24 protein-coding genes are annotated in these 21663 nt (G+C 32.0%); 7 read left to right on the top strand and 17 right to left on the bottom strand.

Annotation, left to right across the window (positions count from 1 at the left end; all coding sequences use genetic code 11):
- Positions 1-12: 12 nt before the first annotated feature.
- The 14 genes from DL91_RS06405 to cysK all read right to left on the bottom strand — a co-directional run bounded on the left by DL91_RS06405 (position 13) and on the right by cysK (position 14481).
- Positions 13-933 (bottom strand): DUF2101 family protein, encoded by a 921-nt coding sequence (locus DL91_RS06405; protein ID WP_048190739.1) that lies wholly within the window; start codon positions 931-933, stop codon positions 13-15.
- 73 nt (positions 934-1006) lie between these two features.
- Positions 1007-1435, bottom strand: a complete 429-nt coding sequence (locus tag DL91_RS06400; protein WP_048190738.1) for a hypothetical protein — start codon at positions 1433-1435, stop codon at positions 1007-1009.
- A 98-nt stretch (positions 1436-1533) separates the two neighbouring features.
- Positions 1534-2709, bottom strand: coding sequence for an A24 family peptidase C-terminal domain-containing protein (locus DL91_RS06395; RefSeq protein WP_048190737.1), 1176 nt, complete (start codon positions 2707-2709; stop codon positions 1534-1536).
- Between the two features lie 195 nt (positions 2710-2904).
- The gene (gene pyrG / locus DL91_RS06390) at positions 2905-4485 is read right to left on the bottom strand and encodes a glutamine hydrolyzing CTP synthase (RefSeq protein WP_304412455.1); all 1581 of its coding nucleotides are present in this window, start codon (positions 4483-4485) and stop codon (positions 2905-2907) included.
- A gap of 229 nt (positions 4486-4714) precedes the next feature.
- The gene (locus tag DL91_RS06385) at positions 4715-5446 is read right to left on the bottom strand and encodes a type 1 glutamine amidotransferase (RefSeq protein ID WP_048190735.1); all 732 of its coding nucleotides are present in this window, start codon (positions 5444-5446) and stop codon (positions 4715-4717) included.
- 13 nt (positions 5447-5459) lie between these two features.
- Positions 5460-6842, bottom strand: coding sequence for a Mur ligase family protein (locus DL91_RS06380; protein WP_231551416.1), 1383 nt, complete (start codon positions 6840-6842; stop codon positions 5460-5462).
- Positions 6843-7054: 212 nt separating this feature from the next.
- The gene (locus tag DL91_RS06375; protein WP_048190734.1) at positions 7055-8260 is read right to left on the bottom strand and encodes a cofactor-independent phosphoglycerate mutase; all 1206 of its coding nucleotides are present in this window, start codon (positions 8258-8260) and stop codon (positions 7055-7057) included.
- Between the two features lie 77 nt (positions 8261-8337).
- Positions 8338-9351, bottom strand: coding sequence for a homoserine dehydrogenase (locus tag DL91_RS06370; RefSeq protein ID WP_048190733.1), 1014 nt, complete (start codon positions 9349-9351; stop codon positions 8338-8340).
- Positions 9352-9440: 89 nt separating this feature from the next.
- Complete coding sequence (locus tag DL91_RS06365) at positions 9441-9971, bottom strand: amino acid-binding protein (RefSeq protein WP_231551415.1); 531 nt, start codon at positions 9969-9971, stop codon at positions 9441-9443.
- Entirely contained in the window at positions 9931-10146 is a 216-nt protein-coding gene (gatC, locus tag DL91_RS06360; protein WP_048190731.1) for an Asp-tRNA(Asn) amidotransferase subunit GatC, read from the bottom strand. The genes DL91_RS06365 and gatC overlap by 41 nt, the downstream gene beginning before the upstream one ends.
- 103 nt (positions 10147-10249) lie before the next feature.
- A complete protein-coding gene (gene asnB, locus DL91_RS06355; RefSeq protein ID WP_048190730.1) occupies positions 10250-11797 on the bottom strand; it encodes an asparagine synthase (glutamine-hydrolyzing) in 1548 nt (515 codons plus the stop codon).
- Positions 11798-12067: 270 nt separating this feature from the next.
- Positions 12068-12460, bottom strand: a complete 393-nt coding sequence (locus DL91_RS06350) for a transcriptional regulator (RefSeq protein WP_048190729.1) — start codon at positions 12458-12460, stop codon at positions 12068-12070.
- A 213-nt stretch (positions 12461-12673) separates the two neighbouring features.
- Positions 12674-13387 carry a serine O-acetyltransferase gene (gene cysE, locus DL91_RS06345; protein WP_048190728.1) on the bottom strand — a complete coding sequence of 238 codons (714 nt, stop codon included), beginning with the start codon at positions 13385-13387 and terminating at the stop codon, positions 12674-12676.
- A gap of 104 nt (positions 13388-13491) precedes the next feature.
- Positions 13492-14481: a cysteine synthase A gene (cysK, locus tag DL91_RS06340; protein WP_048190727.1), complete on the bottom strand. Its 990-nt coding sequence runs from the start codon at positions 14479-14481 to the stop codon at positions 13492-13494.
- Positions 14482-14710: 229 nt separating this feature from the next.
- Between cysK and DL91_RS06335 the strand changes: the two genes are divergently transcribed.
- The 4 genes from DL91_RS06335 to DL91_RS06325 all read left to right on the top strand — a co-directional run bounded on the left by DL91_RS06335 (position 14711) and on the right by DL91_RS06325 (position 17126).
- On the top strand, positions 14711-14986 hold the full coding sequence (locus DL91_RS06335) for a MoaD/ThiS family protein (protein WP_231551414.1): 276 nt from the start codon (positions 14711-14713) through the stop codon (positions 14984-14986).
- Between the two features lie 240 nt (positions 14987-15226).
- Positions 15227-15370: a YHS domain-containing protein gene (locus tag DL91_RS13155; protein ID WP_081882625.1), complete on the top strand. Its 144-nt coding sequence runs from the start codon at positions 15227-15229 to the stop codon at positions 15368-15370.
- Positions 15371-15644: 274 nt separating this feature from the next.
- Positions 15645-16424, top strand: coding sequence for a hypothetical protein (locus tag DL91_RS06330; RefSeq protein ID WP_231551413.1), 780 nt, complete (start codon positions 15645-15647; stop codon positions 16422-16424).
- A 204-nt stretch (positions 16425-16628) separates the two neighbouring features.
- Positions 16629-17126, top strand: coding sequence for a hypothetical protein (locus DL91_RS06325; RefSeq protein ID WP_048190725.1), 498 nt, complete (start codon positions 16629-16631; stop codon positions 17124-17126).
- Between the two features lie 141 nt (positions 17127-17267).
- Here DL91_RS06325 and DL91_RS06320 read toward each other — a convergent pair whose 3' ends face one another.
- The 3 genes from DL91_RS06320 to DL91_RS14380 form a co-directional block, all read right to left on the bottom strand.
- Positions 17268-17651 carry a PepSY domain-containing protein gene (locus DL91_RS06320; protein ID WP_048190724.1) on the bottom strand — a complete coding sequence of 128 codons (384 nt, stop codon included), beginning with the start codon at positions 17649-17651 and terminating at the stop codon, positions 17268-17270.
- A gap of 14 nt (positions 17652-17665) precedes the next feature.
- Positions 17666-18652, bottom strand: coding sequence for a transglutaminase family protein (locus DL91_RS12885; protein ID WP_052374256.1), 987 nt, complete (start codon positions 18650-18652; stop codon positions 17666-17668).
- Positions 18653-18834: 182 nt separating this feature from the next.
- Entirely contained in the window at positions 18835-18960 is a 126-nt protein-coding gene (locus tag DL91_RS14380) for a hypothetical protein (protein WP_255343928.1), read from the bottom strand.
- A gap of 232 nt (positions 18961-19192) precedes the next feature.
- Here DL91_RS14380 and DL91_RS06310 point away from each other — a divergent pair, with 232 nt between their 5' ends.
- The 3 genes from DL91_RS06310 to DL91_RS06300 all read left to right on the top strand — a co-directional run bounded on the left by DL91_RS06310 (position 19193) and on the right by DL91_RS06300 (position 21659).
- Complete coding sequence (locus DL91_RS06310) at positions 19193-20092, top strand: ABC transporter substrate-binding protein (protein ID WP_048190723.1); 900 nt, start codon at positions 19193-19195, stop codon at positions 20090-20092.
- 157 nt (positions 20093-20249) lie between these two features.
- Positions 20250-20792 (top strand): THUMP domain-containing protein, encoded by a 543-nt coding sequence (locus DL91_RS06305; protein WP_048190722.1) that lies wholly within the window; start codon positions 20250-20252, stop codon positions 20790-20792.
- 267 nt (positions 20793-21059) lie between these two features.
- Positions 21060-21659 carry an NAD(P)H-dependent oxidoreductase gene (locus DL91_RS06300; RefSeq protein ID WP_048190721.1) on the top strand — a complete coding sequence of 200 codons (600 nt, stop codon included), beginning with the start codon at positions 21060-21062 and terminating at the stop codon, positions 21657-21659.
- Positions 21660-21663: the final 4 nt, after the last annotated feature.

The raw sequence follows: 21663 nt of genomic DNA, 5'->3' as shown, positions 1-21663 counted from the left end.
TATATTTAGAGATTAGTGATTCAAGGGTTTTTTTGGATCTGAAAAATTTTTATAAAGATTTACACTTTCGATTATAGAGACAGGTTTGTTACCGTTCATACTCATAAATTTTTCTTCAAGCTGGAGCTTAACATAATCTCCTTCCACTGCACCAACAGTGTTTTCAACTATGTAAATATCGGGTTTAACATTTGATCTAATATCATATTCAACCTTAACATATGCCGTATTCTTTCCACCTTCTATAACCGTTCCAAATGTGAAATTTCTATAATATCTAAGGCGGAATATAAGGAATACAGCTAAAACTGCTATAACAGCAAAGATCAGTACTGTAAGTGAGGGTAGCATCTGGAATGAAAATGCCATTACTAAGTTTGAGTTGGTATTAATAAGCACTAGAAATATTCCAACTGCAACGTACATTAAAAAAAAGTCACGATAAGCATTGAAATCAGCACGATACATCAACTTTACTCTGTAGTACAGTAAATATAGAATATATAGAATTATGACCACACTTAAAGGAAGATAAATGTAAATGCTTATGAAATTAAATATGCTCAAAATGGAAATAACAACAAATATTGCCGACAAAACTTGAAGTGTAAGAATTGTTCTTTCCTTCTCTTCAGAGGAGAAAACATTTCCTATCATTATAGTATCAGAATCAGAATCTTTCTTTTCGGATCTTTTAAAAATTTCAGATCGTTTTTCATAACTGGTTATACGCGATATTTTTTCATCCAGTTCAATATCATCCCTAATACGTGATATATTATCTTTCAGATTATCTGTGTCTATTTTATCTTTTATGTCGTTGGAATTAATGTTTCGAAGTTTTCCAGGTATTTTGGGTATTGATAAAATTAGCATTCCAGTTATAGAAAATAATTTGATAATATAATAGCCAATCTTGTTAAATAAACTCATTGGGATTCCCCTTAAAGGTAAAAACGTTATTATAAGATGATTAATTTTATGTTTATATTTTAACTAAAATGATCTAAGTTGTTGTCAATGTTACTGTAATTGGACTGGTTCCAGATGCCCATGCAACTTGAGCATTATAATTTCCTTTACCAACAGTTCCACCAGTAATAGTTACAGCGATGGGTACATTTGAACTTATAAGTTTATTACCACCTGATTGTAATGGGACTTGCATCTGGATTGCGTTAGATGCATAATTAAGTGTACCTGGGATCGGGAAGTATACATTAACTGTTCTTTTAGCTCCAGGACCATTGGCATAAACTACTCCAACAGCATTTGTGATACTGTTTATTGCAGCACTTACATCAGAAGTAGATGAGATATCCAAACTGGAACTTATTGAACTACCAACTAATGGCACTGTTACTGAACCAATTATAATTAGGAATACCAATGCTAAAAGTAAATATTCTGCTGATACTTGTCCTTTTACATCCATTTTCTCACATTATAATTATTGATCTATTGCATATAAACATTTATATATAAAAATTATGTTTTTCAACATATTTATAATGATAAACCATTTTTTTCTATTCAGTATATTATTGCTGCTAAAATTTTTCCAAGAATAAATGCAAGATCTCCTAGGAACAGTGATATTATGAGTCCTATTAATATTGATGGGGCAAATGGTACTCCTTTCTTAATCTTAAGAGTATTTGAAATTTTATTTTTGATATTCAGTTCTTTCAAGAGATTTATATCCTCTTGTGTAAGACCTGCTGCCATTGAGCTTATAATCACCTTACCACGTGGTGGATTAATAAGCGAAAGATCACCAGTATTTATTGCTTCTTTTATTCTGGTTGTAAAACTTTTGTCCCCAATAACAATCTCATTATCCTTTTCATAGATATTGTAGGTTGATATCATTCCTTCTTTCAGATCTTCTATGTTGTAATCATCCTGAAGAGCTTCCTTACTTACAGAGGTTAGTAATTTTTTAATTATCTCAATTAGAACTATGGAAATGAAAATAATTACAATTCCAGTTAATGTGACATATAAATTGGTTATTAATGCATAAACAGTTACAAGGGATAGTAAAACTGCTTTAATAGTGTTTGGGATTTTGGATATAATTAATGAAAGTAAAGATATTAAAATTAATGATACCAAAATAATCTGAATATCTAACTGTTTAGTCAGAGTGAACGTAATTGTAACAGCGGATATTACAACCATAGTTAGTACAATATTCTTTTTATATTCCTTTATTGGAGATAATAGTTCTCCAATTAAGTAAGGTTTAGTTTTAACAGCTATATAAATCACATATATTAGAAGGAACGGTAGAATTGCAAGTATACTGTTGACTATGAGTGTGAATGGGAAAGGATAGGTTCCAACCAATGGAAACTGCAAACCCAATATCTGGTAACTTACCAAAGTTGGATAAAATGGTATGGCATAAAATGGGATTAAAGCTGCAAGACCAGTAAACAGTTTAACATCCCCTCCTGCCCAAGCACCCATCTTCCAGAAAACATATCCCAAAATAAATATTATTCCTGTAACTATCACACATTCAATAAACATCAATATATTGGTGGTAGTAAAAACATAGATACCATTTAAAATGATTCCAATGGCTATTAATGGGAATGTGAGTTTGTTTTGTATGATTCCATCTTTAAAATCTGTGTAACTTGCGTAGATACACGCAACAAGAGCTATAATTATACTAATAAATGGTATGGTAACTAACATGATAATCGTCCCTAAATTTATTAAATATTATTATAAGTTATTTACAATTATTAATTTAATCATCCAATCCAATAAGAGATCTGTTGAGTCATTCTAATTGAAAGAATGGATAAACTAATGAAATCTAATCTTAACTAAAGTAAGATTATATATCTTAATATCCTGAATTTTGGATATTATTGAATTATTCTGATTTTAATTACTCCTCTTCTTAACAATTGCAGCTTTCATAAATGATTTAAAAATTGGATGTGCCTTGTTAGGTCTTGACTTAAATTCAGGATGGAACTGACAACCTAAAAACCATGGATGATCCTTTATTTCTACAATTTCAACCAGAAAATTATCTGGAGAAGTACCGGAAATTGTTAAACCCTTTTCAACTAGTATATCACGATAATCATTGTTGAATTCAAATCTGTGCCTGTGACGTTCGCTAACAACATCTTCTTTATATGCATCATGTGCAATTGTTCCCCCTTCAACTTTACATGGATAGGAACCCAGCCTCATTGTACCGCCCATATTTTTTATCTTTTTTTGCTCAAGCATTATGTCAATAACAGGATGTTTGGCATTTTCATCAAATTCAGTACTGTTTGCACCTTCAAAGCCATGCATTCTGGCAAATTCTACCACCATACATTGCATTCCAAGGCATATTCCAAATATAGGTATCTCTTTTTCAATTGAATACCTAACAGCATCTAGTTTTCCTGAGATACCCCTTTCACCAAAACCCCCAGGTATCAGTAATGCATCAAAGTGATCGAGTTTTTCCCTGTTAACACTGTCTTCTGCTCTTATCCATTCTATATCTACTTTAACACCCAATTCAGCTGCAGCATGTTTCAATGATTCCCTTATACTTATATAGGCATCTTCAAGTTCAACATATTTTCCTATAATTCCAACAGTAATCCTTGATTCATCAATTTTAAGGGATTCAACAATCCTGCTCCATTCATATAAATCGGGTTTTCTTGCCTCTATTTTTATCCTGTCAATTATATACTCTCCAACATTTTCGCTGTTTAGTATTAATGGGATCTCATAGATTGAATGAACATCTGGAGCATTTATAACCGCATTTTTATCAACATCACAGAAATGTGCAATCTTCTCCTTTAGATGGTTGTCTATAGGTAGTTCAGATCTACAAATTATCATATCTGGAGTGATACCTGTACCCCTTAATTCTTTGGTACTGTGTTGTGTTGGTTTAGTTTTAAATTCCCCTGCAGCCCTGAGATAAGGTACGTATGTAACGTGTACAAACATCACATTGTCATGGCCCTCTTCGTTACGGAGTTGTCTTAGTGCCTCTAAAAATGGTTGGCTTTCTATATCTCCAACAGTACCGCCCACTTCAACAAGAACAACTTCTGCCTGGGTTTTATCAGCCGTTTTTCTAACCATGGCTTTTATTTCATCTGTGATATGGGGAATAATTTGGACACATGCTCCAAGGTAATTTCCTTTCCTTTCCTTATTTATAACAGATGAATAAACCTTTCCCGTTGTAATGTTGCATTCTCCGGATAGATTTACGTCCAGAAATCGTTCATAATGTCCTAGATCAAGGTCTGTTTCCATACCATCTTCTGTTACAAAAACCTCTCCATGCTGATATGGGTTCAGTGTTCCTGAATCCCAGTTTAAATATGGATCAATTTTGATGGCTGTTACATCGACACCATATGACCGTAAAATTCTACCTATAGAAGCAGCTGTAATTCCCTTTCCTATTGAACTAACAACACCACCAGTAACCACTATATACTTTGACAGATTACCAACTCCTCAAAAAACTTTTAATCATTAATAATATTGTAATGTTTGATAATATCCATAATATTAAATTATAATAATATTTGTTCCTGGTTAATATCAAACTAAATAAATTTATATCTTTATTATTTAAATTCTAATTATGATCCTATATTGAAATGAAATGAATATAAATATTATTGAAAATTATTAAAAAAAAACTTCTAGAATATTCCTAAACCTTCCCATTGGTATACAGTTCAAAAACCTTTTCATGAGCAGCATATTCCAAGTCATCGTTTATAACATCAAGACTTTTGATATCATATTTACGTTTTAAAGCTGTTAATATGATGTGATCAGCTAAATGGGGATTTTTTGGAAGTAAAGGGCCGTGAAGGTAGGTTCCTAAGCAGTTTTTATATATCATTCCCTCTAGTTCATCTTTACCATTGTTACCGTTACCAACAACAACAGAACCAAGTGCATTGTAATCATGATATGTTCTGCCACCATGGTTTTCAAAGCCTACAATGGTTTTGGGATTTAATCCAAGTTTATTTTTAATTATAATATTTCCAATAAGTCTTTTCTCTTCACTTTCAGTTGTGTAGTCGAATACTCCCAGCCCTGGAATTTTCATACCATTGGCATCTATGTAACTTTCACCTAAAAGCTGGTATCCACCGCATATTGCGAGAAAAACAGAGCTATCCTCAATTGCATTGCTTACATCATTTTTATACTTTAAAAAGTGAGAGTAAACAATGTTCTGGCCCCTATCTGAGCCACCGCCCATGAATAGTATGTCTGCACAATTGATATCTGCCTCGTTTCCAAGTGAAAAATCAACGATGTTAATCTTTATTCCCCTCCATTCACACCTCTTTTTAAGGCATGTTACATTTCCTATATCCCCATATAGATTTAAAAGGTCGGGATACATATGAAATATATTTAATTCCATTATATCTCCTCCTTTAGGTACCTATCTTTGATTTGATCAACTCTTTGATCCTTGGGATACGGGCATTTGTATGGTTTAGATGTCCCATAATATAGTCACGGGTCAGGAAAACTGCTGTGTAGGTGGGAAGTATGTAAATAATTTCAACGTCTTCTCTGAGCACATTTTCAATTGATTCTTCCATGTTATCGTTAATCTCCATATTATTTTTGCTGCTTTCAGAGTACTTGATTCTGAGAGCAATGTCGTTTGCCCTTATTCCTGAGCAGTGTATAGATGTCAGATTATCAATATCATTAATAGCTTCAACATTTGCATCCCATATCCATGAAACATCTGTTCCATCAGCAGGATTATCATTAAGAATGAATAAAAGAGATTTTTTTCTCTTGTCGTTGGAAATACTTTTAATTACTTCTGAAAGTCCTATGGGATTTTTTACCAGTACAATTTTAACAATTTTATCTTGGAACTCAAAGTTTTCCATTCTACCAAGTTTGTAATCAAAGTTATCAATTCTTTCTACTACTTGCTCCATGTCTAAACCGGCTTCAATTGAAAATGCAATGGCAGCACAGCAGTTATAGGCATTGTAAATACCATCATATCTAAAGATAACGTCATTTGTCTGACCTTTGGAATTATCAACCTTGAAATGGTATGAATCATCATGGTATTCAATTTCAGATACCCTGTAGTTGTAATTAGGATTTTTAAAGTCACAGCTATTGCATTTATATCTACCTAACTGTCCATAGTTGAAGTATTCATATTCGAGATTATTTGAACAGATTGGACAGAAACGTGATTCAACAACCCGCTGTGTTTTTGAGCTGAATTTTGTTTGTTCAACACCGTAATATACATTCTTTTTTCCAAGATCTTTAAAATTAGAAACCATTGGATCGTCAGCATTTAAAATTAAAGTTGTATTTAACGGTTTAATTGCCTCATAAACAATATTCGACGTGTTCTCTATTTCACCAAATCTATCGAGTTGATCCCTGAAGAAATTGGTTATAACAACGTAGTCGGGTTCTATATATTTTACAACATCGGGAAACGATCCTTCATCAACCTCAAATATACCCCAATCATATACTTTTTTTGTGTTGTTTAAAAATGCACTTGCAACACCTTGGGGCATATTTGCACCCATTAGATTTGACAAAATGTCTTCGTACTCAGAGTTTAATATATGATTTATAAGATTGTTGGTTGTTGTTTTACCATTGGTACCCGTTATAATTACTTTCCTTTTACATCTTGAATTTAAAATAAGTAGAAGATCAGGATTGATTATCATTGCAACTTTACCTGGAAGTGCAGTTCCAGTCATACCAACAATATTCAATGCAAATTTTGTAATTTTACCAAATAAAATTGATGGTGTCAAATCTAAAATAAATTACCCTCCCCAGGATCCTATAATTTTTAATGAAACTTATTATTAAAGTTAATAATTGAAAGTAATGTCTAGATAACATTCCATATAAAAGTTTCTTGTAAACAAATAAATGGATTGATATTGTTTTCATATAATAATTGGTTTTAATATAGATTATTTTATAGTTTTTAGAGTTAATATATAAAAAAAATTAAAAAAAACTATTCATGATTTGAATAATTAATTAAGCTTTTAATGAATTCATAGCCAGGTTTAATTCCCATAACGCCTTTTCTTGCTGAAAATTCATCATATTTTGTTACGCCATCGCATGAATTTGATGTTGAACACATTGAATATGGTACAGGGTCATTTGTATGGGTTTTCAGTGATATGGGTGTAGGATGATCAGGGAGAATAGCAACACAATATTCATCATATCCCGGAACTTCATCAAGGATCTTGCCCAAAATTCTATTGTCTATGCGTTCTATTGCCATAATTTTTTCTTTAAGATCTCCTGAATGACTCGCTTCATCGGGTGCTTCCACATGAATAAAAATTAGATCATGAGTTTCCAATGCTTCAAGAGCATATTTAGCCTTTCCACAATAATCCGTATCTAAATATCCTGTAGCGCCCGGAACATGGATATTATTGAGACCCATATAAATACCAAGACCCTTAACAAGATCAACACCTGTAACTGTGGCACCTTTAAGCCCATATTTATCTGAAAAACTGGGCATGGATGGTTTAACTCCCTGTCCCCATAACCAGATCATATTAGCAGGTAAATTGCCCTCTGCAATACGTTTCTCATTAACCGGATGTTTTATGAGTATATCCTTAGATTCTTCCATTATTTTATTGAGCAAAACAGCATTTTTATCATGAGCAGGTTTTAGAAGATTTACTTCAATATTTTCTCCAACAACATCGTGTGGGGGTGTTGAGTTAAGAGAAGCCGATTTTTCATCCTTTAATACAAAAAGATGCCTGTAGCTGGTACCTAAATAAAATTTTCCATAATGATAAAATTTTTGATTCAGGGTTTCTATAAGTTCTGATGCTTCAACAGTACTGATATGTCCTGCATTAAAATCTGCAAGTATTCCGTTATCTTCTGTTATTAAATTGCATCTGAATGCGACGTCTCCTTCATCTAATTTCGCACCAACACTTGGTGCTTCCAGTGGCCCTCTTCCTGTATAATACTTCTTTGGATTGTAACCCATAATTGAAAGGTTCGCAACATCGGATCCTGGATTAAGATCATCTGGAACAGTTTTAAGCATTCCACTAACTCCCTTTGATGCAATTAAATCCATGTTTGGAGTTTCAGAACTTTGAAGTGGTGTTAAACCGTTTAATTCCTTGATGGGGAGATCTGACATACCATCCCCTATAACTACAATATATTTCATTTTTTTAGGTCCTTTAATTATGAATAGTATTATTTCGATTTATGAGAAAAGATTGAAAATAATTTGAAATATAAATTTTATAAACTGGATTTCCATATACTTATGATATCGCTTAAAATTGCAGAGGCAGTTTCAATGGATCCGGCTCCTTTACCTGCTACAGTAACATCGTCTGCAAGGTCTGTTCTAAGGGTGGCAACATTCAATGTACCATCAACTGCAAAAGGTGATCCTTCTCTAACAAGCCTTGGAGATACTTCCAGATTATTGTGAGATGCTTCACCTATAAGTTTGATTAGAAAACCCTCTTTTTTAGCAAGTGATATTGATTCGGGTGTAATTCGTGAAATACCTTCTATTTGAACATCTTTTAAACTCACATTCATATTTAATACAGAGTTTGCTAGTATCACTATTTTACATGCAGCATCTATACCTTCCACATCTTGATATGGATCTGTCTCGGCTATACCTAACTCCTGAGCTTCATTAAGAGTTTGGACGTATGGAGATCCTTCATTTGCCATTCTTGAAAGAATGTAATTACATGTTCCATTCAAGATTCCCTGTACAGAAGATATTTCATTTCCTGCCAGTGTTTCATGGGCAAAATTTATAATGGGCATTGCACCTCCTACAGAGGCTTCATATTTAAATATTGAATTATTTGAATTGGCTGCTTCTATGAGTTCACTGAAACATAAAGAAAGTGGTCCCTTGTTTGATGTTACAACATCTTTACCATCCTTCATTGCAGTTAGTATATGTGATTTTGCTGGTTCACCATCATCTATATTAGTTGGTGTTACTTCGATAAGACAGTCATAATCCACTTGGTTTAGTACATGTATTCCTGTTACATCTGGAACACCGTATTCAGGGTATTCGGATATTTTACCAGTTTTTTCTTTGGTTTCAATCAATAAATCTGTGTCCAGTCCATCTGGATTTATTGCTGCTCCTGATCTGTCTGTTACAGCCACAACGCTGATATCAAGACCATATTTCTCCTTGAGAATCTCTTTTTTCATTGAGATTACCCTTGAAACTCCCTTTCCAACTGCTCCGAAACCAATGATACATAATTTCATAAAAACTTCCTCCAAATTAAAAGAAGGTTAAATCGGATTTAGATAAATTAACTAATAAAAATTTAACCATAAAATACATTTTTAACTATTTAAACTTCGTTTATTACTAAAAATCCTTTAGATCTGCCTAGTTCTTTAATATTTTCCATTAAAGATTTTTTTATTCCATAATCTGCCTCTATAACTATTCTTGATGCAGATTTAGTTGGATTGTCAGACATTTTAAGATCTAGATCTGCCACAGAAACACCGTTGATGTTGTTGAGTACTTTGACTGTTTCTTTTAAATCTTGATCAACTATATTGCCAATGAATATTGTTGTTATCTTCTCTTTTTTTACAACACCATCAACTTCCATTATCTGAATATCCATTTTTTCTATGGAATCTAAAACCCTTTTAAGAGTCTCTTCATCGCCTTCCAATGTTATATGGACTGGTACTGTTCCTCTTTCTGTTTTAACATCTCTTTGGTGTATAACAGCAACTATATTTGCACCCAATTTTCCAATTGGATCCAGTGCATCTAAAAGCTGTCCTGGAACATCTAAAAGTTCTAAAACAAGGTTTAATCTCATATTATCTGACCCATTTTCCTTTTTCAGCAATGATATTGCCATTTTCATCTGTATGAGCATTTCTCAGAATTTTTTCAGGATTTTTATCTTCTGCAATATCTTCACGCGAAAGATTTACATTATCCACCATGTAGTGGGTTTCCTCAAGATCAGGGATGTCCTTGAGAGCTTCTGAAAACTTTTTTAATATGGTTTCTGCTTCTTTTTCTATTTTCAAATCCAACACCCTATCATAAATAATATTAATAATTGTTAAGCTTGATAATGGTTAATTTATTCATAAATGTTTTTAACACTTATTGTTTGTACACCATTTCCATCTAATTTTTCAATACTTCAAGTATATTTTTATAGTTTTCATCCTTTAAAACCTTCTTCACAAGGATCTTGTGAATACCCGAACCATACTGTGCAGCTTTTTTTGGTCTTCTAACAATTTCATATGGAACACCAATATCCGCGGCAATCTCTCGGAGGATGCATTTACGCAGCCCATCTACTTTACCATCAAGTTTATAATTCATAGGCACTTTCATTATCATTTTAACAAGTTCAAGGTCTAGATAGGGTACTCTAAGCTCTACACTATTTGCCATTGTAACTGCATCGTCCCTCTGCAGGTTGACATGATAAAGATTCAAAATATCTTCTTCAAGATCTTCTTGGGTTTTTTCACCTTTATCACTATAAAACTGTGTATATCGATGGTAACCAGCAAAGATTTCATCAGCACCTTGACCAGACATCATTACTTTGACACCATCATCATGGGCCATTTCAGATGCAAGGTAAGCGGGCATTCCCACTCCTAATTTCATGATGTTATATTCTTCAATTGCATTTAATACAAGACCTGTGTAATATTTAATATCTTCAACATCTAATATCTTTGTTTTTAGGGGTAAACCCATATCTTCTGCAGTTTTTTTAGCAAATTTCATATCGCTAGAGTTCTCATGGCCTGCAGTGTACAGTGTTGTATCAACTCCAAGATCTTGAGATATTCTAGCTATAACTGTACTGTCAACACCACCAGAAAAGACTATACCCACTCTGGAAAGTCCTTTAATCCTTTTTTCAACAGAATTGACTAATAGTTCTTTTAACTGATTTTTGATTTGAATTTTATCATGGTTTTGATTATGAATTTCAATAAAATTTTGATCTTCAATATTAGAATTTATTTTACCGCCATTAAAATCATTAAAAGAGAATATATTATTCAATTTCCAGTTAGAATTATCTCTATCTTCAAGTTTCAACATTACACCATTAAAAAGTATATGATCGGGAGCTAGAGTATGTACATTTTCTATTCCAATCTTCCAAAGTGCCTTCCTCTCAGATGCAAAAGCAAATTCATTTAAATCATTTTCACCATAATACAAGGGTTTTACACCCAATGGATCCCTTACAACCACACAGTCTTTTCCATCGTATATTGCAAATGCATAATCGCCATCTAACTTGTTAAGAGATTTTTTTACAGCATCTATAAGTGATCCATTATAAAATTCTTGAATAACATTTATAATAACTTCACAGTCAGAATTTGTCTTAAAATTATCTTTTATACAGCTCTTAAGCTGTCTGAAATTATATATCTCTGCGTTTGCAACCAATATAAATCCATGTTTTTCAATGGGCTGTGTAACTTCTGTTCCAACAATGGAAAGCAGATTGTGGCCCAATCCAAATGAACCTTCTGGAGTTTTTAAATTTTCCAAGGGGCCATGTACAGTTTTCCCCCCTATAAAAACTCCAGATCCATCAGGACCTCTGTGTTTAATTGTATTAAGCATGTTTATCAGGTCACTTCCCACATCCTGTTTATGATCAAGTGCTTTTATACCGACAATTCCGCACATTTTTTTATTTCCTTAAAGTTTAAATTTATTTATTCTTAGTATTAGGTTCAAGGCATTTTATTATTCTGGGTTATTTCTTTAAATAAATAATAAGTGGATAATTTATCTCTTAAAAATTTATTTATTGTAAAATCCCTTATTTTACATGGGTTTATCTAAATAGGTTTAGAATGGAATGTTTCAAATTATTAGATATTTATTTAAATATAAAAAATAGCCCAAATTACAAATTTAATAGGATATAATATGGATTAAATGTAGTAGAATGATTTACAAGGGTTCAGAATGATGGTCTGCATTTGAACCCATACAAGCATCACAGTTAACCGGTATGTTGTCTTTTTCTTTGTGCAGCTGACATACTACATCTTCTGTTTTAATCTTTCTACATAAATCACATATTCTTGATATTATACTGCTTTGATTAAGTCTCCCTTCTTTAAGATCAACCGCAAATTGTTTTATTAATTCATGTATTTCATCGTTAAATTTAATTCCGTGGCCTCTTTTATCACTTATATACTGGGATACTGCAGGCTGAGTAATATCAAGTAATTCTGAAATTTCTTTTTGTTTCATTCCAAGATTTAGAAGCTCTTTAGCAAGCTCTGATCGTATGCTTGGAATTACATACCATACAACTATTTCACATGGGGGTCTCATCTTAATCACTCTTTTTTGAATTTATTTATAATAAATGACATTAAACAAGAAATTAATTATTCTTTGATTAAAATCATTTCATAATGTTATAATATCTCAATATATAACAATTGATATATAACTACTTTTCATATGTATCATCTTTTCATTTCTTTAAAATAAAAAGTATTTTTTTATCATTATTATGCGTTTTAATTAAATGGGTTGAAAATATTATATTCCTGCGCCTTCTGTGAAAATTTCTTCTATTTCTGATTTTTTAGTTAAGAAATGATTCAACTTAGCAATATCTGTGCTTATCTTCTGATCTTTAATTTCCTTTTCAAGTTCATCTTGACGTTGCAGTATGAGTTTGATAACTTCTGCAACAGGATCTGGTAACTGGCCATGATCAAGGTCTATTGCACATTTTCTAGATTCTTGAACAATCCTTCCAGGGATGCCAACTATGGTTGCACCGGGTGGTGCTGGTTTTAAAACAACTGATCCTGCACCTATTTTGCAGCAATCACCAATTTTAATATTGCCTATAATCTTAGCTCCCGAACCTATTACAACACCATTTCCAATTGTGGGGTGTCTTTTGGATCTTTCAAGACTGGTACCTCCTAAAACTACTCCCTGATATATTAGAACATCTTCGCCTATCTCTGCTGTTTCACCAACAACCACTCCCATGCCATGGTCTATGAAAACTCTTTTCCCAATTTTGGCTCCAGGATGTATTTCAACTCCAGTTAAAAATCTGTTAATAGTTGAAATGAATCGTCCCCAAAATATGTGATTGCGTGTCCAAAACCCGCTTGCAAGTCTGTGTAACCATATTGCATGTAGTCCAGGTGAGCATAGAATAATCTCTAACGTACTTCTAGCTGCAGGATCCCTTGCAAATACCATCTGTATTTCTTCTCTCATTCTTTCAAACATTCAATCACCATTGATAACATATAAATTGAATTATGAACAGGAAATTAATTTATATAACTATTTTTACTGTTCGCATTCAATTTATATTATATTATTTGTACTTTTTAACTTGTAAAATCCGATGTTTTATCTGTTGTTTTGAATATGTCATCAAATATCCAATCCATACTCAAATATCTTTCTCCAGTATCTGGTAAAATTACTACAATTAATTTTCCTGTATTTTCTTCTTTTTTTGCTAATTGAAGTGCAGCGTAGGTTGCAGCTCCAGATGAAATACCAGCAAGTATACCTTCTTCTCTTGCGAGTCTTAAAAGAGTTTTTGCGGCATCTTCATCTGAAACCTGTACAATTTCATCTATTACTTCTGTTTGAAGCACATCTGGAATGAAACCCGGTCCAATACCTTGTATCTTATGTGGACCTGGACTTCCTCCAGAAAGTACAGGAGATGTTACAGGTTCAACAGCCACAGCTTTCAAACTGGGTTTGAGTTCTTTAAGGGCCAGTCCAACACCTGTTATTGTTCCACCGGTACCTGTACCAGATACTAATATATCCACCTTTCCTTCGGTGTCTCTCCAAATTTCTGGAGCTGTGGTTTCCCTGTGTATCTTAGGGTTGGCTTTATTCTTGAACTGTTGGGGCATTACAGAACCTGAAATTTCAGCATTTAATTCTTCTGCTTTAGAAACAGCTCCTTTCATACCTTTGGCACCGGGTGTCAGTACAATTTCAGCTCCAAGCAAAGCAAGCAATTTCCTTCTCTCAATTGACATGGTATCTGGCATAGTTAGGATGAGTTTGTATCCTCTTTGTGCTGCAACAAAAGCCAGGGCAATTCCGGTGTTACCACTTGTGGGTTCGATAAGAATTGTGTCCTTTTTGATCACTCCTGCTTCTTCACCTGCCTCTATCATTGCCACACCAATTCTATCCTTTACACTTGAGAGTGGGTTGAAAGATTCGAGTTTCACCACTACATCTGCTTTCGATTCGTTTGTCAATTTATTTAATCTTACTAAAGGAGTATTTCCTATGGTTTCTGTAATGTTATTTGCAATTCCCCTTGTTAATTCTGGAATCTTTACCATTTTTTCACCTTCTTTGCATTTATTTTATTTTTTTTAAATATATATAACTATCGTTATATAACATTGTTATAGTATCAATCTTTTGACATTCAATAATTTCTATTATGAAGTTAACAATAGTTATATATAATGAGTAAGAAAAACAACCTTCAAAGATTTTACAAAAAAAATTCTTACCAATTTGACTTTAAAAGAGTTAAAAACTGATGGATGAAGGAGATGAATTCAATTGATAGAAATAAAATTTTTAACACGCTTTATTGATATTACAGGAGAAAAGAACATCAAAATTGAGGATGTTCCAGATATAAATACTCTCATAGAATTTTTATGTAAGAAATATGATGAAAGTTTCAAAGAAGTCCTATTTGATGAAAATGGAAACCTCAGAGATTATCTGAAAGTCATGATCAATGGAGAAGACATAAGAGATATTAATGGACTAGACACTACTTTAAATGATGGAGATCAAATTGTAATGTTCCAAACCATTGCAGGCGGTTAATTAATACATGCTATTTAATATCAGCCTCAATGGAATATATATTGTAAATCAATCAATTTTAAATTCACCTCTAATTTCATGATAACTCTTCTTAGAACATATTAAAATAATAAATTTTATCTATTTTTAAGCATATACTATAATTAAACTCATACATATTGCGTAAATGAACAAAACAGTAGAAAAAGAATTAATTGTTTTAGAATTTAAACAATTAAAATATTTTTAGGAGGAGAAAATATGGCAGTAGACCCTATATGTAAGATGGATGTGGAAGAAAAAAGTGCTAAATGGGTAAGTGAATATAAAGGCAAAAAATACTACTTCTGCGCCCCAGGATGTAAAAAAGAATTCGATGAAAATCCTGAAAAATATGCAGAATAAAGAGATATCCCTCTTTATTTTTAAATTTAAAATTTTGATGTTAATTCTAAATTATAAATTTTTTATTATAAAAAAAATTGAACTCAATATATAATACCCATCAATTATACTTATTTTCATATATAGGTCCAAGAATGCAGTTTTATTATTATAATGGAAATAATATGAGTTAATAAACTATTTTAATAATATATCATTCCTTTAGGAAAGGTTCAATTGAATAGTTTGTATGGAAAACATAAATATAATCTTTATTGAGTATATAAATATACTGATGGGAAAAAAGATAATCATATTTCTTGTTGTTATATTGTCGATTATAGCTATTTCTGTAGGTTATTCATATGAAATAGTTTCAAATGGCCCTATTGAACCTTTAGGAAGGCTGGCATTTGTTAAACTTTTAAATCCAGACTTTTATCCAGGACATCCTCATTCAAAAATGTTGGCCGAGTTAGCACAGGAAAGAAATTCCACAACAGCTTTAGTAGTACACATGGCTGGAGGTTCTAACTACAGAAGCTATCCTGAAGGAAATGTGTATATAATAGAAGTAGCCTTTATTGACACACAGGGCATAGGTTCGGCTGGTTTAAACCAAATTAACTTTATAGATTCTCTTAAAGTGGCATTATACGGAGTTCCTGATGGTAGATATAAGTATATGTCCGATGGAAAAATTTACGATACCTACGATGAGATGATGGACCATGTCAATACCCTGGCAAAACAACATAATCAAACTGGCCCGATTCCTATTATATGGCATGGCAATGCAAGAACAGATAATCCTCAACTGGTCCAAGGTGATGGCTTTCCATTATATTTCCAGATACTAACAAAACAGTATGGATTAATTCCAGCGTACGTATACATGGTCTATGGAATGATTTTTCCATACATGAATAATCCATATACAAACTTCGAATTAAGTCATGCAACCGAATTACAAAATAATTATAATGAAGGTTTACTAAACTTTGATTTTAAAGAATCCCACACTAATACCAGTGAATATTATAAAAACAACCAAAATAGCTATGAATATGGATAAGAAACATGTAATATATTAATTTTTTTTATTTTATTTAGTTAGATTGTACATTAATAAAAAAGGATAATAACCCTCCATTAACCATATATTCCATTTGAAAGGTCCAATAATTATATTTCTGATTTTAATGATAATAACTGTTTATATAAGACACTCGTTACTTAGAATAGATTATATATCAATTGATATGAGAAGGTCCAAATAATGAAAGAAAATTCTCAAATTGAAAAATTAAGCCCAGTTTCCAAGAAGGATATCAATGAGTCTAAAAAAAATGATCCAGACAAAACTCATGATTTATCTGAAGAACTGGAAAAAGAATTAAAAATAAAGCATAGTGAAGTGTTAGAACTCCAAAAAAAACTTGAATATGCAAATGAAAGGATCCATGACGTTGTTAATGAAAAAATTATCATTGAAAAACGATTAAATGAACTGGAATTTAAGGATATAAGTCTTCAATTTGGTAAATTTGAAGAATTAAAAAAAGAACATAATCAGCTAGTTCACAGATTGCACGTAACCAAAAACCAGCTTGACAATGCAAGAAAACAAATTAAATCACAGAACCAATTTGTTGAAGATTCTAAAGATCAAATTGAATTTATGGAACTAGTTATTCATGACCTTGAAAATAGGGGTTTAACAGATTTTATAATGAATAGATTTCCTGAAAGTTTTAATGAATACAAGAAGAACTAATTTCTTTTCATGATCTTTTCATAAAATATGAAAATCAATAAAATAGATTTAATATCTGCATGTTATAGAAGATATTTAAAATTTAAAAAAAATATAAAATGGGACAAAATTTTTAGTTCTCATTTTACTTAAAACAGATTCTTATGGAGCTCCACCTGCTCCTCCTAGGTTTTCACCTGTTTGAGCGTCTATATCAATTTCACCCACATTTTTTCCATTGTCTATTACTGGTACAATGTATACCAATTTGTTATCTTGTTTAGTTAATGTTGGTGTGCCTGCAATAGCACCTGATACTGCTATGTATTTACTGGCTATTTTCTGAGCTTCTGCAGAAGTTATATTTGTATTTGTATTTGTATTTGTACTGTTGTCTGTTGTATTGTTAGTGTTCGTTACAATTTGCTGTGTTACTGGACTTTTTGTATTGTTTGTTGTATTTTTTTTAGCTGTATCCCCTATAGTTGCGAATCCTAAACCAAGGACTGCCACTACAATTACCAAGACCACTATGATTTTTTTCATCTAAATTTCCCCTCCTAGAATGGTAATGATGCATAGATACCATGTAATGTAAAGTTTTTAGTATTCCAATTTTTGACAACTCCGAATGAGTTTTTAGAGCTGGTTCCATCGGCATAATGCCATTTACCATTTACGTATACTTGGGCCCATACATGACCATAGTAGTTTCCACTAGAAAATCTGCATGTTCCATGATTGTATCTTGCTGGTATACCTGCTGCTCTTTCAAGAGCCACCATTATATGTGCTGTATCTGCACAGTTAGCTGATCTTGAACTTAATGTTCCCAATGCACCTTTACGTGTGTTGTAGTAAAATGAGTAACTTATATTATTTCTTACCCAATTGAATATTGCTGATGCTTTACTGAGTTGTGATGTTTTACCTTTGGTAATCGATGCTGCCAGTGATTTTATTTTCGAGTTGTTTGATTGACAGTTATTAGTAGGTTTTAAGTATTGGGAATATGATGCAGGATATGGTTTTTTTGCCACAGTTGTAAATTTCATTCTATGTAGAGATACTTTGTTACCGTTTAAGTCAGTTATACTACCTGTGTGTAGAATTATATTATAAGTCAAGCCATTTGCGAAATTTTTAATAGGGTTTATTGTGAGTGTATTACCACTTATGGAAGATTTAAATGCCTTTTTTTGACCGTGACTATTATAGAGTATTATCCATTTACTTCCAAATTTTATTTTTTCATTGAATGTGATTTTAATTGTCTTAGTGACTTTCACTTTCACTGCTTTATTCGCTGGATCCATGACTTTAACTATAGGTTTTGTAGTATCGGTTTTTTTAACTGCCTGTGCAGTTGTTGTAACTTTTGAATTTAAAATTGTGCTAGATTTGCTAGCAGATGCACTAACTGTACTAATCTGAGTCATACTTGATGACATATCAGTTTTCACGTTTGAATTAATGCTGCTTGTATTATTAACTGTTGCAGCAGATGACGCGTTTACATTTAAAATTAGTGCAAAAGCCAATAGCAAAAAGATTGAGCATATTGTTTTTCGCTTAATTCGATCGCCTCCGAGTTCAATTCATCATAAAAGTTTCATTTATGACGTTTTGCTAAACTTATCTCTAATGACTTGAACATCCCTTATAAACCCTTTGGTTTAATTTCAAAAAAAAGACCATCAGAGGACCTTTTTAATAATTTAAGCCCAGATTAGAGGTTTTCGATATAGCTTGCTCTTGATAAGTCGTCTCCATTCTTATTTTCAAGAAATGGTGTTAACACAAACCATTTATCTAAAAAAAAGACGTATTCAATAGTTTTAACAATTGATGACATCATCCCATATATTATAAAACATTAATCTTGAATTTAATTGGGCTAAATTAACCTATTTCATGTCTGTAATAGTGATTAAATGTGTATATTACGGTTTTTATAAAAATGAGTGATAATGCGTCTAAATTGGATTTAGAGTAATAATTTAATAGATCAACTTTAAATATAACAATTGTTATATAATTGTTTAGAAAATTTTACAAATTATAATAAAACATGGAGCTCTTAATTTATGAAAATAGGATATCTCTCAACCATATACCACACATCATTCATTCTTAAAAGTGGAAAATTCTCCTTTGAGAGTTCAGACGAGACAACATGGAAATTATTCCCAACAGGCCCTGAAATGATGAAAGCATTTGAAAGTGAGGATATTGATCTGGGTTATATAGGGCTTCCACCAGTTATGATTGGTATTGAACATGGTATGAAAATTAAATGTGTTGCTGGTGGACATATTGAAGGTACAGTTATGATTTCAAAAGAACCTTACAGTTCATACAGTGAGCTTGGAGATATTGAATCTGTTTTAAACCAATATAATGGAAAAACCATTGGAACACCTACAAGAGGCTCTATTCATGACGTTATCATACGCAATCTCTTAAAGAATAGAGATATTTCCATAAAAAATTACTCGTGGGCTGACTTCATCCCAGATGCAATTCAAGAAGGAGAAATAGAGGCGGGTGTTGGCACACCATCCCTTGCAACAGTAGCATCAAACCAGTTCAATTCTAAAATAATAATACCTCCAAATAAAATATGGCCCTATAATCCCAGCTACGGTATAGTTGTACAGGAAGACCTTATATTCAATTCACCCGAGTATATAACAAGTTTTTTAAAGGCACATGAAGATGCATCTAACCTTATACGGAACCTACCAGGTACAGCAGCAGAGATTGCTGCCAATGAGATGGGTATAGTTAATAAGAAATTTGTACTTGAAACTTATAATATTTCTCCACGGTACTGTGCAAAAGTTCCTGATGATTACATAAAATCTACAATGGAATTCATACCCGTTTTGAAGGAGCTTGGATACATGAATCATGATCTTAAAGTTGGAGATATATTTAACCTAAGATTTATTGAAAAGACTCACAAGGAAGATGCACACTACTAATTGGACCTATAAAATTTGAACAAGAATAGTTGATTTAAGATAAATTAAGTATCAAATTATTTATCTGCTTTTTTATTATATTCTTTTGTTTTAAATAATGAAATTAGAAATTTACAAAAATTTTATTATCATTCAACTACATAATAGTAATTAAGAGGTGAGTTTTATCAAGCCAACAGAATCATTCAATCTACTTATAACCCTTAGAGGACAGAAAGGTCAAGGTGAGGGTGAAGAGGCAATGGGGCTAGAAGAAATTGAAATGACACTCCAGAATGAAGAAAGAGTGTTGAATTTTAAAGAATCTAACTTTCCCAATGTTATTTTAATTGATTTAGATATGGAACCCTTAGATGCAGTTAAATTACTATCAAACGCTTCCACTACTGTAATATCTAAAGTGGTAATTATTGAAAAAGTGGTTAGAACTCGTTTAGAAAGTATATTAGAACAAGTTAATAATTTAGCAAGTAATCGGGTAGTTCAAGGAGATTCTTTTAAGGTGATATGTGATTTAAGAGGAAGAAAATACTTTAACTCCACGGATGAATTGGTTGAAAAAATCACAGAAGAATTAGTTGAAAAATTTAATTTAGAAGCTAATGGCGCGGATTCAGATTGGGTTGTCCAGATCGAAGTTGTTGGTGAAAACACCGGTATAAGTTTACTTGACCCTGAAATGATCTTAAAAAAAATATAAGAATATACTAAATTAAATTTTTTCTATACAATCTGAATTATCAGTATAATTGTTCATTCAAAGTATTTACAACAATAACCCTAGAAATTATCAAATTAATTATACTACTATTAGATGGTTTTTAACAGGCGGTGTGAAGTAAAAACTTATATTATCAATATTAAGCCTCAAATATAGAAGGATTATGGATAAATAGTTTTTATCAGATAACTAATGGAATAAATATTTAAATTTGTATCATGAATAAATTACAATTGGTGTAAATAAATGAAAATTCTTGTTATTCTAGCACATCCTAAAGAATGTAGTTTTAATCATGCAATTACCCATACAGCTATTAAAACTCTTAAAAGTAATGGATATGATGTAATCTTTCATGATTTATATGTTGAAAATTTTAATCCGACTCTTCCCTTTGAAGAAATTCCTAAAAATGCTGAAACAGATTCCATGGTTGAAAAATATTGTAAGGAGATTTTAAGTGTTGATGGGATAATAATTGTCCATCCTAACTGGTGGGGAATGCCGCCTGCAATTTTAAAGGGTTGGGTTGACAGAGTTATGCGTGCAGGTATAGCCTACCAATTTGTGGAAGGTGATCAGGGGGAAGGAATACCAATAGGCCTATTAAAGGCAGCTAATGTATTAATTTTTAACACATCAAACACAACAACCGAAAGGGAAAATAAAGTATTTGGAGATCCACTTGAACTAATATGGAAAAACTGTGTTTTCGGATTATGCGGTATTAACAATGTTCATCGTAAAAATTATGGAGTAATGGTAACAAGCACTTTAAAACAAAGAAATGAATGGTTAAAAGATGTAGAAGATACCACTAATTCAATATTTCCCTTAAATTTATAAGTTG

Source organism: Methanobacterium sp. SMA-27 (assembly GCF_000744455.1).
GTDB lineage: Archaea > Methanobacteriota > Methanobacteria > Methanobacteriales > Methanobacteriaceae > Methanobacterium_B.
The sequence above is the reverse complement of the archived record's forward strand: the minus strand, read 5'-3'. Positions and strand labels throughout refer to the sequence as shown.

Excerpts from the sequence above, each read along its gene's own strand:
- DL91_RS06385 (WP_048190735.1), bottom strand. The coding sequence starts at position 5,446 with ATGGAATTAAATATATTTCATATGTATCCCGACCTTTTAAATCTATAT.
- DL91_RS06325 (WP_048190725.1), top strand. The coding sequence starts at position 16,629 with ATGAAAGAAAATTCTCAAATTGAAAAATTAAGCCCAGTTTCCAAGAAG.
- DL91_RS06370 (WP_048190733.1), bottom strand. The coding sequence starts at position 9,351 with ATGAAATTATGTATCATTGGTTTCGGAGCAGTTGGAAAGGGAGTTTCA.
- DL91_RS06320 (WP_048190724.1), bottom strand. The coding sequence starts at position 17,651 with ATGAAAAAAATCATAGTGGTCTTGGTAATTGTAGTGGCAGTCCTTGGT.
- DL91_RS06375 (WP_048190734.1), bottom strand. The coding sequence starts at position 8,260 with ATGAAATATATTGTAGTTATAGGGGATGGTATGTCAGATCTCCCCATC.
- DL91_RS06350 (WP_048190729.1), bottom strand. The coding sequence starts at position 12,460 with ATGAGACCCCCATGTGAAATAGTTGTATGGTATGTAATTCCAAGCATA.
- DL91_RS06310 (WP_048190723.1), top strand. The coding sequence starts at position 19,193 with ATGAAAATAGGATATCTCTCAACCATATACCACACATCATTCATTCTT.
- DL91_RS13155 (WP_081882625.1), top strand. The coding sequence starts at position 15,227 with ATGGCAGTAGACCCTATATGTAAGATGGATGTGGAAGAAAAAAGTGCT.
- DL91_RS06365 (WP_231551415.1), bottom strand. The coding sequence starts at position 9,971 with ATGGCAATATCATTGCTGAAAAAGGAAAATGGGTCAGATAATATGAGA.
- cysK (WP_048190727.1), bottom strand. The coding sequence starts at position 14,481 with ATGGTAAAGATTCCAGAATTAACAAGGGGAATTGCAAATAACATTACA.
- DL91_RS06330 (WP_231551413.1), top strand. The coding sequence starts at position 15,645 with ATGGGAAAAAAGATAATCATATTTCTTGTTGTTATATTGTCGATTATA.
- DL91_RS06395 (WP_048190737.1), bottom strand. The coding sequence starts at position 2,709 with ATGTTAGTTACCATACCATTTATTAGTATAATTATAGCTCTTGTTGCG.
- cysE (WP_048190728.1), bottom strand. The coding sequence starts at position 13,387 with ATGTTTGAAAGAATGAGAGAAGAAATACAGATGGTATTTGCAAGGGAT.
- DL91_RS06300 (WP_048190721.1), top strand. The coding sequence starts at position 21,060 with ATGAAAATTCTTGTTATTCTAGCACATCCTAAAGAATGTAGTTTTAAT.
- DL91_RS06405 (WP_048190739.1), bottom strand. The coding sequence starts at position 933 with ATGAGTTTATTTAACAAGATTGGCTATTATATTATCAAATTATTTTCT.
- asnB (WP_048190730.1), bottom strand. The coding sequence starts at position 11,797 with ATGTGCGGAATTGTCGGTATAAAAGCACTTGATCATAAACAGGATGTG.
- DL91_RS14380 (WP_255343928.1), bottom strand. The coding sequence starts at position 18,960 with ATGTCATCAATTGTTAAAACTATTGAATACGTCTTTTTTTTAGATAAA.
- DL91_RS06400 (WP_048190738.1), bottom strand. The coding sequence starts at position 1,435 with ATGGATGTAAAAGGACAAGTATCAGCAGAATATTTACTTTTAGCATTG.